We start from the raw sequence: 15,685 nt of genomic DNA, 5'->3' as shown, positions 1-15,685 counted from the left end.
ATCAATCAGCTTGGGGATATTCAGCCCATAAATTAGTAGTTTCACGTAAGCTTTGGTGATTACCATTACCCAAAATCAAGTGATCTAATAAGGGGATGCCCAAAAGCTGCGCCCCGGATAACAATTGACGGGTTAATTCTATATCTTCGTTGCTAGGTTCTACGTTACCTGAAGGATGATTATGAGCAATAATTGCCCGCGTTGCACCTTGACGAATGATTTCTCGAAAAATGTCACGGGGAGATGCTAAGGTTTCGGTGGCAGTACCGATGGTAATTACTTGGGTTCCCAATAACCGATTTTTGACATCTAAGAGCAATACAGCAAAACGTTCTTGGGTTTGCCACATCAGGTCTTGACTAAGTGCCGCCGCCGCCACTATGGGGTTATCAATGGGTGTACTGTCTGAGGGACGAAATTGAAAGGCACGTTTCCCCAGTTCAATTGCCGCTAAGATAGTTGTGGCTTTTGCTGGGCCAATACCAGGAATTTGCATTAATTCCGCGGGGGTGACTTCTCGCAGCACAGCTAAGGGGTCACGTTGGTGTTTACTCAGTTCCTGTAATAAATATTGTCCTAATCCTACGGCGGAAAGTTTGCCTGGCCCTTGACCAGTTCCTAAAAGTATGGCAATTAACTCGGCCGTGGCTAAAATTTTGGGGCCGTGGGTCATTAAACGCTCACGGGGACGCTCATCTGTGGGGATATCGGCAATTCTGAGACAATAGGTCATAGAATAACGAAGAGAATAATGACTTAGATCGCACTATCTTTAGTTATCCCTTGTTTACTCTGCAAATCATCCCCAGATGCAAAAATATTTAATTTTTTACTGATTGCGGGTAGATGCGATCGCACTTCTCAACTAATGACTGCGATCGCCTAGCCAGATTATACTTAAATCGGATATATTTTAAGTATATAAAAGAGCATTAATATGACAGAAAATATTGGTAAAACTACAGCTTTAACCCAACAGTGGCTAGGGGAAATTCAGGCACTGAAGGAACAACTAGCAGAACAGCAGCGCGATCGCGATACAGGTTGGGAAAGCGCCCAAAAATGGCGTAAACTTTATAACACCGAAGCCGAACAACGCCGCACAGATGCAAATTTAGCCCAACAGGCGATCGCCTCCTTGAAAGCAGAGATCCATAAAATCAAGGGACTAGAATCAGGTCTACTCGTAGACGGGAAAGCCACCACAGCCGCCCAAGAAGAAATTCAACAAATCCAATCATTAGCAGAATTGCAAGGCAGACTCATAGCCATTATGAAAGAACGCGATCGCCTGCTGCAAGCCTTAAAAACCGAGCAAGAAAACCACGCCCAAACCCGTAACAGCCTCACCACCGCCTTGGGTGATGCGATCGATGGCTTAACACGAGAAAGAGATGGTGTAACTGGGAAGTAGGAAGAAGCAAGGGAGCAGGGAGAAGCCTTCTCATCCAAAAAGGGTTTCCAGCCTTAAAAACCGAATTTCACTGTCAATCCGGTTCCCCTCCTCGCTTGCGGGGAGGGGCTAGGGGTGGGGTCTTACGACACAAACGAGAATTTACCGACTTCTGAGTAAACCGTAACTACTTACAAATCCCCCGATCATCCTCACTCAAATTTGTATTAGGATTCTGCAAATAATCATCCAACCAAGCGCAACCCCGCACCAGCAATTCATCTAAACTCTGCACAGGCCACAACCGCGCTGTCCCGTCTTGGGATGCGGTGGCGATGGTTTTGCCGTCGGGGCTGAAACTTACACTTATGACAGCACTCTGATGCCCTTTCAATTCTGCTAACAGTTGCCCGTCGGCACTCCACAACCGTGCTGTTTGGTCATCGGATGCGGTGGCGATGGTTTTGCCGTCGGGGCTGAAACTCACACTATTTATTTCGCCCTGATGCCCATGAAATTGGTTACGTTCTTTAATATCACTCAGAATAGTATGCAAAGCAGAAATCGGGCTAATAGCTGGGTATTGATCCAGAGGGCGATTATCTTTAACTAAATTTTTCAACTCTTTACCAGTTTTAACTGCTGTAACTAGCCCTGCTAACTGTGTAAACTCAAACTGTCTAATGGCATTAACTCCAGCCCGTTCTAATTCTGTTCCCTTTTTGGCTTCTTGTTGGGCGACTTGCGCTAATTTTGCGGCTTCCTGGGCTTTTTGTTGTTCTACTTGCGCCTGTTGCAGAGTAATTTCTGCCTCTGCAACTTGAAATTCCGCTTGCTGTTGTTGTTGCTGTGCTTGTTGCGCTTTCTCATCAGCAGTTTTTACTCTATCCGTAGCCGTTTTAATTCTGGCTTCCGCTTCGGTATTTTTCGCTTCTAATGCTGTGGCTTGCTGATTTACATTCTCTAAATCTGTTTTAGCAGCAGCTAGGTTTTGGGTAGCTTTGATATTTTCTTTTTGTGCGGCGTTAAACTTTGCTTCTGCGTCCTTCTTCTTTAGTTCTAAATCTTGCGCTGTTCTTTGTAATTCTGCCTGTTTTCTTTCCGTCTCTTGCAAACTTTTAGTTGTTCGCTGATAATCATCTTCAGTTTTGGTTAATTTCCGTTCCGCTTGTTGTTGATTTTCATTAGATTTACTGGCTGTACCAACTTGAATCACTGCATAAACAGAAGCCATCCCTGAAATTACTAATAAAAACACTGATAAACGAGAACTTATCTTAAACCGTTTCTGCCCTTCCCTAATTTTTGCTTCAGCTTCCTGGTTAGCAACAGCTAATATTTCTTTAGCTTCTTGTTCCTGTTTTAACTGCTCTTCAGCTAGAGCTAATTTCGCTAATAATTCATTATCCTGTTGTTGTCGCACAAAATAAACCAGATAATCATGCACCAACTGATACCTATCAGCCGGAGATTCTGGTAATAGCAACACTAAACCAGATTGCACAAAAATATCTAATATCAAATCTAATCTCTCGGTTTCTGCTGCTAACTTTGCTGTCAACTCAGCCCTAGTTTTCAAAGGACGAGTGCCATTTTCATCTGTGAGTAAATATAAAATCAATCTCGCAGCGCGTTCATTTTCTGCCCCACAATCTTTAATAACCGATTCTAAAAATGCTTCTACCAGATTTTCTTTAGTCCCAAAATTTTGATACTGTTTTAAAGTTGTAATTTTCTCAGTTTGCAACTGCATCCCCACAATTTGCAACTCAATTGGGCGTACCTCCCCAATCTTACCCGCTAAATCCTGCACTAATTTCTCAATTAAAGCAGCTTCTAAAGAAGATTGATTTTCCCTTACCTCCACAATCCCACCTTCTGACCCAACCCCACCAGTTACAAGAGTATTTTCATCCCTACTAATCCCCATTTTTAAGGGTGAAATTTGTCTTGAAGTCCCCCTTTCTAAGGGGGATTTAGGGGGATCAGATGCTTTAGTTGTATACGGTAGCTTCGTAGGAGAGAGGTTTTGCCGAGTCAAAGTTTGAATAACAGTCTTAGCATCTTCTGGTAAAAAATTGCCTAAATAATAGCGAATATTTTTAGCCAGAATATTATTATTAATTACCTTTAAATCAAACAACCGTTCTAACTCTAATAAGTAATGTAAATAATCTTCTCGTAAAGACAGAATCACCTTGACAAAAGGAATATCTAAACAAATATGCAGAAACTCATAAAAACTGCGTCTATCACCTTGGTCTGGATAAACAAAGAAAAATTCTTCAAATTGGTCAAACATTAACACCGTTAACAGATTGCGTTCAGCATTTTTTCGTAACTCTGCCACAATAGCTGCTGAGGAATTTAGAGAACTAGCATTTAATGACTGAATATTTTCTGCCAAACACTGACCTAACATTCCCACCCAATCTGTATAAACTCGCAACAAAATAGGTAAAACATTACGTCCCTCAATTGGTTGTTGTTGCAATGCAGGTATTAAACCACCCTGTAAAATTGAACTTTTACCCACACCTGACTGACCATGAATTACAGTTAACTTATGCTCATTGCCGCTAATTCTGTCCCGTAACCGCTTCACATCTTGACTCCGACCGGAAGCAGCGATTTCTTGAGCCACACTATCTGTATTTTCTACCTGTAACTGTGCCGGATTTATGGCTTTTCTCTGGGGATTTAAATAAGATGCACCCACAAAAGCTCGAAACCCATATTGATGTTCAATTTGTAATTGTTCTTGCTTGAGATTAAAAGCTAAACGATATTCAGTTTTGTCAAAATAGAGTAAACGTAATCTTTCTAAAATTGAGATATATAATTGCGGTTTATATTGCGGGTTACTTGCAGTTTTGGCAATTTCCAAATGCTCAATTGCGGCTGTAACTTCACCTAAACCCTCGTAAGCACTAGCTAAAATAAATTGATATAAACCACATTCATAAGGTGCTAAACTAGAGATATTGTTTAATATTTGTAGTGCTGTTTCTACCAATTGCCTGGCATCTTGCCAGCGTGAATCTTGTAGCGCCACCTCTGCCAAAAAGCCATAATCTTGTGCCAATTGTCGGGGAGTGCCATATTTCTCATGTAGAGGCAGAGATTTATCAGCGAGAGTTTGTAAATCTGACCATTCTGTTAAATTTCGCAGCACTTCACCCAAATTACTAATATATTTAGCGACTAAATCTAGACGCTGGATTTGTGCAAAAATAACTAAAGCATCTTGCAGATATTTTCTCGCAGCTTCCCAAGATATTTGATTATCTAAGCGATTAATTACAGCTTGCCGAGAATAGACTAAAGCAATATGAACTAAAACTATACCTTGCCGTTCTTTGAAATTATCACTTTCTTGCCATCCAGCCAAACTTTGCTGATAATGTGTTAAAGCTAAATCGAGTCTGTCATAAAGATAATCATGAAAACCCAAGATAAATTCCAGACTAGCGGTAATGGCAAAATCTAAAACTTCGCCACGAGTCTGTAAATCCTCATAAGCAGATTTTAATTCCCAGCAAATTTGCGGAGAGGGATGCACATTTCCAGTAAATACTTCATCAGCTTTTTGTTGTAAAAAATTGTATAATTCAGAAGTAGGAGTTGCAAACTCAATCACACTTGCCCAATTTTCCAAATCTGCGGCTAATCGCATCAACTTTTGCAGAGTTTGGTCATTCACCCACAACAAAATCGGGAAAGGAAATTGTTTTCTAAATTCCTCTCGCACTCGGTTAGCCGCAGTCAGAACGGTATCAATATTTTTTACTAATTCCAACCCAAAAACCATTAAAGCTGGCGGCTGTTCATCTCCCAGTTGTTCTTTAATCGCTGTGTAAAGAGTTTTGACGGATGTAGGTAAAGTAATTTCGCGAATTTGTACAGGAGATAATTGGTGCAGACGTTCAACCATAACCTGACGCAAAACTGCATAATTACAGCGCAGTAAAATCAGCGAAAATTCACCCTCAACCAAGGTAATTGCTCTAACCAGAGTTTGCAATGATTGCTCATTATCAACTTCTAAGTTTTCCGGCTCATGCTGATTACTCATATAGCAATCCTATTTGAATGGTATTAGATCCCTATTAGATCCCCGACTTCTTTGAGAAGTCGGGGATCTGGTTCACGCCACTACTCTGATTTACCTTCCTCATTTGCTACCAAAATCGGATTGATATCAAACCAAGAACCATCGTCATCCCGGTATTCAAAGACAAACATACTGCGGAGCAAAACTTCATATCTTTCATCACCTGTAAAGCTTTTCAGTTCCTTCACCTCACGTAGTAATTCCCACTCATCTTCAGTAATAGCCAAACTTAGCTCATTACACCGTTGTTTAATCACTTTTTCCACACACTCAGGCGACAGAGGAGGATCTTCTCTTTGCAGACAACGAAATAATAACATCAACAAGTTACGCAGATGACCACCGCTAACTCGGCAAAGTCGCTCTAAACTATCAGCCTGTTCAAACACTTCTGTAATTAAATGCTGGCTTTGCAGCCAATTCACCCCAGGAAATGCTCTAGCCATGACCATCTCTTGCAGCAGTGTAATTCCTGGGAGAAAATCAGCCCCATGACGTGACTTTACCGGGACCATTGGCAAAACTTTCGGGTCTACCCCAAACCGATTCGTTAACCTTCCTAAAGCGTTGGAAAAAATTAATACTAGGGGAATGGTGTAAACAACGTGACAATTTAGCTTGTTTAACTGTTCGCCACGTTCCACAAACAGATATTCTGGTTGGTAATAGGAACCCCCTGGTTTCAAAGAATTATCTATGCGGTCAAGGTTATCAACTATCACCACCAGTCCTTCTTTACCTTGCTGCTTCAGCTTTTCTATGGCTGGTTTGAGCAATTCTTGGTTGATTGATTCTAAAATGCCGTTGGTGCGCGGTTCTAAATATTGCCGTAATTGCGATCGCAGTTTCGGACTATCTTTAGTTTTAGCTGTAATCTTGCCAATACCCACAGACAACTCGGCTTCTACGCCAATATCTAACGGTGTTTGGAGAAGATCAACAATTTCTTTAAATAAATTTTGAAAGTATCCCGGTTTGAGGTTAATTGTGACTGCTTCTAGACTGAGACTGACTTCCCTGGCTATAGCCAATAAAATATCTGTAATATCCACATCCGCCATATCCAAGCTATGGCTAGATTCAAAATAAACCACATGAAACCCCTGCTGTTCTAACTCGGTTTTCAGTCGCAGCAATTCAGTAGACTTACCACAACCGATATGTCCTGTAAATAATTGACAGGTAGGTTCATCAGGTGAGAGACGGGTAATAGTCCGGCCTAATTCTTCAATAATCTTGGCACCACGTACTTTAGAAAAATCAATATAATACTGTCTATCTTCAAGTTTGCTGACTACCAATGTTTTGGCAGGGTTGCACGCCTTAAAAAACTTATTTACATTCAGTTTCATGACAAATTAGCCGAAATCAGCCTAATACTACTGCCTTTTACGTGATTATACAGTTGCTCATGCTGATATTTCCGAATTTATGACCAAACCCGCAGATGTTAGCACCAAAAAGTTAATTAGCCTCGCACCCGACAACTGGGTAAAATGGGTGACACAGATTCCTGATGTCACAGCAGCCGAAATCCTCAATTCGGAATTTCAATGGATAAGTAGAGAAAGTGATGTTTTAATTCGCGTTAACAGTCCTCAAGTTGGAGAATTTCTCGTTCTCAATGAATTACAATTACGCTATCAGCCACAAATGCCTCGTCGAATGCGTGCTTATGTTGGACTGGCAGAGGAAAAATATAATTTACCAATCTACCCGGTATTAATTAATATTCTCAAAGTCAGTAACGCGGAAATCCCATCAACGTACACATCAAACGTTGCCGGCTTGCAAGCACGCCAAGATTACCGCGTGATTAATTTATGGGAAGTCGATGTAAATATTGCTTTTCAGCAACCACTACCGTCATTACTGCCATTTGTCCCCATACTGAAAGGCGGTGAAAAGGAATCTACAATTAGAGAAGCATTACAACTTTTGCGTGCAGATGAGCAATTAAACCAACTGGAAACAGTGTTAGCTTTTTTTGCAACCTTTGTACTAGACAGCGCCTTAGTTCAAGAAATCATGAGGTGGGATATGGCTGTATTACACGAATCGCCTTGGTATCAAGAAATTTTACGCGAGGGTGAAAAACGTGGCGAGGGACGTGGATTGAAAAATGGTATTGAGTTAGCGTTAGAGATTAAATTTGGCATTCCTGGCTTGGAATTAATGCCAATTATCTCGCAAATCCATGATTTACAACAATTAAAAGCAGTTCAACAAGCGATCAAAACTTCAAATACAGTTGAGGAACTACGACAAGTTTTGTAATAAATTTAGCTTTTGTACGGGCGTATTGCAATACGCCCCTTCCGCCTTGCGGTTAGAATCCCATCGCTTTAGCTACTGCACCCAATTCAGCATCGATGCCTTGTTTAAATTGGCTGTGACTGTGTTTAATCGCGGTATCTGGGTCTTTTAAACCATTCCCAGTCAGGACACAAACCACTGTCGCCCCGGTGGGAACTTGGTCTTTAACCTGCAATAATCCAGCTACAGATGCAGCGCTGGCGGGTTCACAAAAAATACCTTCTGATGATGCCAAAAGTCTATAAGCATCCAAAATTTCCTCGTCTGTAACGGCTTTGAAGCAGCCTTGACTGGCAGTTTGAGCTGCGATCGCTTTATCCCAACTAGCAGGGTTACCAATGCGGATAGCTGTGGCGATGGTTTCAGGATGAGAAACTGGCTGTCCATTCACTAGAGGGGCTGCACCTGCGGCTTGGAATCCCATCATTCTGGGCAAGCGATCGCACTTTCCGACTTGATGATATTGACAAAACCCCATCCAATATGCTGTGATATTTCCGGCATTGCCCACGGGGATACACAACCAATCTGGGGCATTACCCAAAGCATCGACAACTTCAAATGCTCCGGTTTTTTGCCCTTCCAAACGGTAGGGATTCACGGAATTAACTAAAGTGATAGGATAACTTTCTGCCATTTCGCGGACAATTTCCAGCGCCCGGTCAAAGTTGCCTTTAATGGCTAAAACTTCTGCACCATATAACAACGCCTGTGCTAACTTACCCAGCGCCACATAGCCATCGGGGATGAGTACAAAGGGCTTCATTCCGCCACGTTTTGCATAAGCTGCGGCTGCGGCTGAGGTGTTGCCTGTACTGGCACAAATTACCGCTTTCGCCCCGGCTTCCTTGGCCTTGGAAATTGCCATAGTCATACCCCGGTCTTTGAAGCTACCAGTGGGGTTCAGACCATCGTATTTCACATACACTTTTACTTGTCTGCCAATACGTTCTGCGATCGCCGGTACCGGAATCAAGGGAGTATTACCCTCTAATAAGGTGACAACAGGCGTTTTTTCGCTAACAGGCAAGTACTCACGATAGGCTTCAATCAGTCCGGGCCAGGGTTGGCGATAAGATTTAGCAACAGACAAACTCACAGTCACAGGCTTTAAAAGTTTTTAACTAAGGATTGGGATGAGGGAGCGCTGCATTGGCCAGGAAAAAAACTTAATTTCTCCTTTTTAGGTGTATTTTCCAGATTTTTGATTCTAGAAGAATATTATCTATCTTTAGTGCCAACGTCTCATTGATAATTTTTATTTTATGTGGAATGCCAGTTTATCGTCACTATCAATAGGAGTCGATGCTGGAAAACATCATAATATCATTATCCGTTGACATACTCACCTCCTCTGGCAACTTCACCCTAGCTTGAGAGAAAGCAAAGCAGAGATTTCAGTATAGAATACAGCACAATTACCTTCACTTATAGATACACCCATAACCTATGAGATTTTATGATAAAAACTATACAAGTGTTTAACAAACCTTAAACTTACATTATTATATTTACTGATGGTGTGAGTTGAGTTGTGAATTTTAGTTAACAATGCCTACCTATTCATCTAGTGTTTCTGAACGTCACTCCCAGACTCTCTGGGTTAGCGATTTAACCAAGTCTTATTATCAAGATGACCAGCAAGCGAAACTGAAGTACCTGCAAGCAGAGGTAGATTCCCTATTGCAGCAATTACAAAACCTCAAAGCACAGAGGCTATCGGATAATCACCCAGAATCATCAACTAATTAAGATGATCGCGATCGCCTGTAGCTGATAGTTGAGAAATACTACTACTCAAAGCGCTGATTTTGATTTGACCAACGCTTCAGGCTGTAGTTCTGGACATTCTCTACTAACAATGCCAGAGATTGACTATTAGACAGCTTGGCGATCGCTGTCAATGATTGTCCGGAATTATTTTCAAAATCTGTATAGATCACCTGACCAGTATTCGATAAAATCAGGGTACGAGGACGGGACTGGTTTTTCTCTGGTGTTTGGGTGTCCAATTTGATATCCTGCAAAGAAGCGATCGCCTCGGTGGAAATCGTCAGCACCATTTCAGGCTGAGTATCATTTGTTAAATCAATCATTTGTAGCGGCCAATCACCTATTTGTGCTTGAATTTGCCCGAAGCTAGGAATATCACCAACAGTCAGCTGACCGATTTGTTGTAAAGAACGCCACAGAATCGGCAGCATAGCCTCCACAGCTTGAGGATTTTGTTGATACAGCGTTGTCAGAGTAATCGGAGATGGTTGCACCCATTCCAGCGTCGTTTCAGTCAGGGCTAAAGGTTTGGGTTGGAGAGGATGATGCTGATAATTAGCAATTTCTGGCCCAGCAGCCAATAGCTGCAAAACCCCATTTTGCCAGCGTACAGCTTTGATAGTAGCGGAAGTAACTTGCTGTTTGCCTTGTGCATCCCAGATCATAATCTGAATAACTGAATTAGAATTAATTCCCAAAGTTCTCCAAAAAAACTGGGCTGGGGAATTGCTGGGCGGTTGCAAATTCCTAAAAGGAGAACTTAGCCAGCTTTTACCATAGTGAAAAGCATTTACCTCTACCCGATACCAAATTTGGTTATCTGTGAGTTTAAGGTCGGCGTTTCCATTCGGTTGTAACCATTCCGAAGAGTTAATTTCAGCAACGGGTTGCACCGCACCCATAATTTGACTGGGATGATTAGGCAATATTGGCGGCGGCTTTACCACCTCGCCCTGGAGTTGTGGTAACAAACCTTGAACATAGGTAAGAGTGGCTGGGGTAATATTCGGTTGGGACTTTAACCAAGAATTAGCAGATTTTTCCCCCTTCTGGGCTGCTAAAATTAAAGTCGCCCAAGCTTGCACATCTTGTCGCATGGGATTGACTCGCAACGCCGCCACTGTGCGATTCCACAAACGCCCGGTATCTGCTTTCAGTAGAGTCGCGATTTCTTGGGCATTCTGCGGCGATGCTTCAAATACCTGTAAAGCCTTTGCCCAACGACCATCAATCAACTCTGCCAATACTTGTTGACTAGGACTAGCCCAACTGATATCTGCTTGCGCTTTGGTTAATTGGGAATGCAAGCGAATCACATCGACTTGGGCTTGAGCGGCTGCGGGTAAACCTCCTTTTTGCTGTTTCTGGATGAATTGCAACCATTCAAAAGCAGGTGTCCATAATCCATTCCGCGCAATTAATAAGGCATCTGCATAAGCAGAATCCTGAAATCCTGGTGATTTTAGCGATATCTCAGTTAGTTGAAGAGGGTTGAGGTAATAATTAGTGGATTGGACTTGGTAAACGCTTAACTGGGGTTCTAAACCGACAGTTTGATCAATAACTAACTCCTTTGCACCCCCACCAGTCACCTGCTGCCATTGGGGTATCTCTCCTTGGGGACTCTGCCAAGATAACAACTGTAGTAGGTTCTGACGTTGGGGATTGTAATAGATAATATAACCGTAAGCGATCGCATTAGTTTCTTGTTGACGCTCACCCCACAAAGCCAACCAAAACCCTGGTGATCCTGTGTCAGATCCTAAAGATTGAATTTCAGTTAAGGGGAGACGAGTATTGTCATCTCGGTATTCTAATGCACGATCAATCAAGGATTCGTCTGGCGCAGTGATTGGTAATTGAGTCGCTAGATAATAGTATTTTTCTGACTGTGATTGAAATTCTCGGTCTTCTGAGCGCTGGTAAACTCTCAGTTCCACAATTTCTTGACAATCAGACTGGCAATTGACACGCTGCTGAAAAATTGGTAATAAAAATGAGTCTGACTCTTCATCTAATGGAAGGGATTTCCCCGCTATTTGTTCTTGACTCAGACCATCTTGAATTTGTTTGAGGCTTTGGGGACGTTCGCTGTTATTCACCGGAATTTGCACCCATTCGGGTAAAAATTCGTTCACCCAAGCTAACTGTTCCGGATTAAAGATGAAGAGAATACTCATCCAAGCAAAAGCCACAATTAATCCAGCACTGCTCAACAAAAGAGTCAGGGCTAAGGTTGACCACAGCCAACCGCGATATTGAGACTTTTTCTGGGGATTTGAGGCGGCGCGTTTTTTCCCATTTCCATCAGACTGATTTCCTGGAGAAGATTTTGGCGTTGGCTTTCGCGAGCGATTTGCCATTTTAGTTCTTAGTTAAGCCAGAGATGAGGTTTGTGTTTGATATTTTTTCTTTTATACTCCGGCTTTGGCAATGTTGCCTAGAAATTTTTCATTATTATGCCATAACTTTATCTTCGACTAACGATATTATCCGAGCCGATTCGCTGTATTGGCTCTAGGACTTGAGGATCAGCCATTAACCTATGGGAGATTGCTATTTTGAAATTCCGAACCCTAAAATTCCACATGAGGCGACATCCTCCTATGATCGTTTACTAGTTAGAAAATACTTATGCATTAGCAATATGTTATTTGTGACCACTATTAATCTTTTTTCTGGCTACGAATAATAAAAGAGGTTTGGCTGATCACCAAACCTCACTATAAATCCAGTGCATAACAACATCCCGGATTAATGTACCTATTATTATCCTACTTAGTCATCTTCCTATGGGATGTGTCCAAATGTCATAAAAGCTGATAAGGGTTGTTTTCGGCATTCCCAAATACATCAGCCAAATCTCAGCTAAAAGAGCTTTACACAGCGAAAAATGCCCATATTACCAGCAATACTCTATGAGGCAACACTCGTAATCAAGCATTTTGTCAAAATCGTTGGCAAAATAAAAGACGGGTTTTATCCCGTCGATATAGCTTGAAAGTGGCAATACACCTTGGAATTTAGAAAATTAGCAATAAAAAAATTAATAGGTTTTTACGAAAGCGGATTATGTCAATAAAAGGAACAGCTAATTATGCTGAATTCCGTATTTTAATTATAGTCAATTCTGGTATTGATCATGAATATATCACATAATAAATTTAATGAGTTGCCATTTTGGCAGATCCTCAACCATAAAATTGCCGACTGAAATTTGCTTCTAAGTATAACTATGAGAAGCCTTTTGGTAATTTATGCCATTTCACCAAATCTTTTCGCAGAAAATTGACAAAATCACATATTGTCAAAAATGTGACAAAATTACTGGCATATCTGCCATATGATCACGAGCAGAGGTATATGTATGAAAAAAAACTTAAATATAGTTATAATCTAGCTATAAGCCGAATATAAAAACCGCAGTTCCACCGAAATCCATTTTCTGGGCAAGACTATTGACTGCCATATTTTGGGTTTGTGCAATTCCACTCTATTTTTGTCGGTGAGTGGGAAAAAATTTTGCTAATTTACGTAAATTCAAATTTAAATTATTACTTAGATAAATAAAAGTCTATGTATTAATACTGTGGTACAGTAACTGTAACAAGCGCAATAGTCACATTTTTATTAATTCTGTTAATCATCCTAAATGTTACAAGAGAAACATAAACGCGAAACCAAACTTGGTTGGTCTTTAGATGAACGAGATCCCCAGTTCATCGAATCTTTGATGCCCTTATTGAGCTTTTTGTATCATTACTACTTTCGAGTTGAAACTAGTGGTTGGCATCATATATCACCCGAAAAAAAAGTCCTCTTCGTCGGTTCTCACAATGGAGGACTAGCTGCGCCTGATATGTCGATGATGATGTACGACTGGTTCCGAAAATTTGGGTATGAAAAACCTGTCTACGGTCTCATGCATCCCCATATTTGGAAATTTACCCCAGCAATAGCAAAAATGGCTGCTAAGAGTGGCGCAGTGATCGCGCATCCGAAAATGGCTTACGCGGCTTTGCGTTCTGGGGCGAGCGTACTAGTCTATCCTGGGGGAGCTGAAGATGTCTTTCGACCGCATCATTTGCGTAATCAAATTTATTTTGCCGGACGAAAAGGATTTATTAAGCTAGCGCTACGGGAAAACGTCCCGATTGTACCTGTGATTTCTACTGGCGCTCACGATACTCTGTTTGTGTTGGCTGACTTCTATAAGATTTTACAGCAACTCCATAAATGGGGAATGCCTTGGTTGTTTGGGATTGACCCGGTAGTCTTTCCTATTTATTTGGGATTACCGTGGGGATTAGCATTGGGGCCTCTGCCTAATCTCCCATTACCAGTGCCGATTCAAACGCGGGTGTGTAAACCCATTGTATTTGAACGCTATGGTCGGGAAGCGGCAAGCGATCGCCATTATGTCCAAGAATGCTATGAATTAGTTGTAAATCAGATGCAGCAAGAGTTAGACCAATTAGTTAAACTCAGTGCTGAGGACTGATTTACAAAAGCAATGGCGAAATATTTGCTTGCACTTCTTTTGTTACCATTTCTAAACTGGTACTGCTTGCCGCACTTCTACTGGTTCACCTGTCAAACTAAAAGCCCGAACTTCAGTAATTTTTACCTTGACAATTGTCCCTTTTAATTCGTTGATGTCGCCATTAAAGAAAGTCAAACGATTACCGCCAGTGCGTCCCATGACTTGGGTGGGATCTTTGGCGTTTTGCTCTTCCACTAAGACATCTTCGATACGTCCCATGTAACGTTGCGATCGCTCGGATGCTTTGACGTTGACTAAATGGTTTAATCTTTGGAGGCGATCGCTTTTAACTTCTTCACTGAGTTGATTTGACCACAAAGCCGCCGGTGTACCTGGACGGGGGGAATATGCGGCTGTATTCAACAAGTCAAAGCCGATATCTTCTACCAACTTCAAGGTATTTTCAAACTGTGCTTCTGTCTCTCCAGGAAAGCCCACAATGGCATCGCCACTAATTGACGCATCGGGCATATAGCGGCGAATTGTATCAATGATCCGGCGATATTTCTCGTGAGTATAACCCCGTGACATTGCTTTCAACAGTTCATTATCCCCTGATTGAAAGGGAATGTGAAAGTGTTCACACACTTTGGGTAACTCAGCACAAGCCTTAATTAATCTCTCAGTAAAATAACGGGGATGACTAGTAGCAAATCTTAAGCGTTCAATGCCTGGAATATCATGTACATAATAAAGTAAATCAGTGAAATTATGCAGATGCCGCCCTTCTGAAGTTGTCCCCGGCAAATCTCGACCGTAAGCGTCAATGTTTTGACCGAGTAGGGTAATTTCCTTGTAACCTTGTCGTCCTAGTTCCTCCATTTCGGCACGTATGGCTTCTGGCGTGCGAGATTGTTCTACACCACGCACATTAGGAACCACACAATAAGTGCAGCGTTCATTACAGCCATAAATGATATTTACCCAAGCAGTCACACTGCTATCTCTTCGTGGCTGGGTGATATCTTCCATGATGTGAACCGACTCAGTAGCCACAACTTGATTACCATCTAACACTGATGTCAGCAAATCTTTGAGCCGGTTAGCGTGTTGTGGCCCCATTACCAAGTCCAATTCTGGCACTCGTCGTAATAGGGCTTCTCCTTCCTGCTGGGCAACACAACCAGCAATAATCAGTGTTAAATCAGGCTTTTCGTGCTTGCGTTTAGCTTGTCTACCGAGGTAAGAATACACCTTGTGTTCGGCGTTATCCCGAATCGTGCAGGTATTGTAGAGAATCAAATCTGCATCATTAGGGTCTTCCGACCATTCAAAGCCCATGTCTTCTAAAATGCCAGCCATGCGCTCGGAGTCGGCTTTATTCATTTGGCAACCGAAAGTAATAATGTGGTAGTGGCGATTAGAAGTAGTCATGGGCGATTATGCTGAGTTAGCGTCACGGAATATAAACTTTGTTTCTATTCTATTAGATATAACAACTAGGTAACTATTGAACGCTATAGCAATTCCCATTCAAGTGAGGTACAAGCAGTAATAATTAAACGCAGATGGACGCAGATAAACGCAGATAATTGTGTACTTCATT

The 15,685-nt window shown here is 41.8% G+C and carries 10 protein-coding genes; 4 read left to right on the top strand and 6 right to left on the bottom strand.

Going from position 1 to position 15,685, the window contains the following annotated elements:
* Position 1: 1 nt before the first annotated feature.
* The gene (gene radC, locus AACX33_RS09290) at positions 2-733 is read right to left on the bottom strand and encodes a RadC family protein (protein ID WP_193997481.1); all 732 of its coding nucleotides are present in this window, start codon (positions 731-733) and stop codon (positions 2-4) included.
* 204 nt (positions 734-937) lie between these two features.
* Between radC and AACX33_RS09285 the strand changes: the two genes are divergently transcribed.
* Positions 938-1,414, top strand: a complete 477-nt coding sequence (locus tag AACX33_RS09285; protein WP_193997482.1) for a hypothetical protein — start codon at positions 938-940, stop codon at positions 1,412-1,414.
* 166 nt (positions 1,415-1,580) lie between these two features.
* Here the strand turns inward: AACX33_RS09285 and AACX33_RS09280 are convergent, their stop codons facing one another.
* The gene (locus AACX33_RS09280; protein ID WP_193997483.1) at positions 1,581-5,468 is read right to left on the bottom strand and encodes an nSTAND1 domain-containing NTPase; all 3,888 of its coding nucleotides are present in this window, start codon (positions 5,466-5,468) and stop codon (positions 1,581-1,583) included.
* A gap of 80 nt (positions 5,469-5,548) precedes the next feature.
* Positions 5,549-6,859, bottom strand: coding sequence for an ATP-binding protein (locus tag AACX33_RS09275; RefSeq protein WP_193997484.1), 1,311 nt, complete (start codon positions 6,857-6,859; stop codon positions 5,549-5,551).
* A 79-nt stretch (positions 6,860-6,938) separates the two neighbouring features.
* On the opposite strand from AACX33_RS09275, the gene AACX33_RS09270 reads away from it, so the two are divergent.
* Complete coding sequence (locus tag AACX33_RS09270; protein WP_193997485.1) at positions 6,939-7,784, top strand: Rpn family recombination-promoting nuclease/putative transposase; 846 nt, start codon at positions 6,939-6,941, stop codon at positions 7,782-7,784.
* A 52-nt stretch (positions 7,785-7,836) separates the two neighbouring features.
* Here AACX33_RS09270 and thrC read toward each other — a convergent pair whose 3' ends face one another.
* Positions 7,837-8,928 (bottom strand): threonine synthase, encoded by a 1,092-nt coding sequence (gene thrC, locus AACX33_RS09265; protein ID WP_193997486.1) that lies wholly within the window; start codon positions 8,926-8,928, stop codon positions 7,837-7,839.
* 446 nt (positions 8,929-9,374) lie between these two features.
* Between thrC and AACX33_RS09260 the strand changes: the two genes are divergently transcribed.
* Positions 9,375-9,575, top strand: coding sequence for a hypothetical protein (locus AACX33_RS09260; RefSeq protein WP_193997487.1), 201 nt, complete (start codon positions 9,375-9,377; stop codon positions 9,573-9,575).
* 41 nt (positions 9,576-9,616) lie between these two features.
* Here AACX33_RS09260 and AACX33_RS09255 read toward each other — a convergent pair whose 3' ends face one another.
* Complete coding sequence (locus AACX33_RS09255) at positions 9,617-11,959, bottom strand: hypothetical protein (RefSeq protein WP_193997488.1); 2,343 nt, start codon at positions 11,957-11,959, stop codon at positions 9,617-9,619.
* 1,289 nt (positions 11,960-13,248) lie between these two features.
* On the opposite strand from AACX33_RS09255, the gene AACX33_RS09250 reads away from it, so the two are divergent.
* On the top strand, positions 13,249-14,097 hold the full coding sequence (locus AACX33_RS09250; RefSeq protein ID WP_193997489.1) for a lysophospholipid acyltransferase family protein: 849 nt from the start codon (positions 13,249-13,251) through the stop codon (positions 14,095-14,097).
* Positions 14,098-14,148: 51 nt separating this feature from the next.
* Here AACX33_RS09250 and miaB read toward each other — a convergent pair whose 3' ends face one another.
* The gene (gene miaB, locus AACX33_RS09245) at positions 14,149-15,513 is read right to left on the bottom strand and encodes a tRNA (N6-isopentenyl adenosine(37)-C2)-methylthiotransferase MiaB (RefSeq protein WP_193997490.1); all 1,365 of its coding nucleotides are present in this window, start codon (positions 15,511-15,513) and stop codon (positions 14,149-14,151) included.
* Between the last annotated feature and the right edge of the window lie 172 nt (positions 15,514-15,685).

The organism is Nodularia sp. LEGE 04288, from assembly GCF_963896525.1.
In the GTDB taxonomy this organism is placed as follows: domain Bacteria; phylum Cyanobacteriota; class Cyanobacteriia; order Cyanobacteriales; family Nostocaceae; genus Nodularia.
Note: the sequence above shows the minus strand (reverse complement) of the source record. Positions and strands in the feature narration are given on the sequence as shown.

Bases quoted from the DNA above. Each gene is read 5' to 3' on its own strand.
- radC (WP_193997481.1), bottom strand. From the start codon at position 733: ATGACCTATTGTCTCAGAATTGCCGATATCCCCACAGATGAGCGTCCC.
- AACX33_RS09285 (WP_193997482.1), top strand. From the start codon at position 938: ATGACAGAAAATATTGGTAAAACTACAGCTTTAACCCAACAGTGGCTA.
- AACX33_RS09280 (WP_193997483.1), bottom strand. From the start codon at position 5,468: ATGAGTAATCAGCATGAGCCGGAAAACTTAGAAGTTGATAATGAGCAA.
- AACX33_RS09275 (WP_193997484.1), bottom strand. From the start codon at position 6,859: ATGAAACTGAATGTAAATAAGTTTTTTAAGGCGTGCAACCCTGCCAAA.
- AACX33_RS09270 (WP_193997485.1), top strand. From the start codon at position 6,939: ATGACCAAACCCGCAGATGTTAGCACCAAAAAGTTAATTAGCCTCGCA.
- AACX33_RS09260 (WP_193997487.1), top strand. From the start codon at position 9,375: ATGCCTACCTATTCATCTAGTGTTTCTGAACGTCACTCCCAGACTCTC.
- AACX33_RS09255 (WP_193997488.1), bottom strand. From the start codon at position 11,959: ATGGCAAATCGCTCGCGAAAGCCAACGCCAAAATCTTCTCCAGGAAAT.
- AACX33_RS09250 (WP_193997489.1), top strand. From the start codon at position 13,249: ATGTTACAAGAGAAACATAAACGCGAAACCAAACTTGGTTGGTCTTTA.
- miaB (WP_193997490.1), bottom strand. From the start codon at position 15,513: ATGACTACTTCTAATCGCCACTACCACATTATTACTTTCGGTTGCCAA.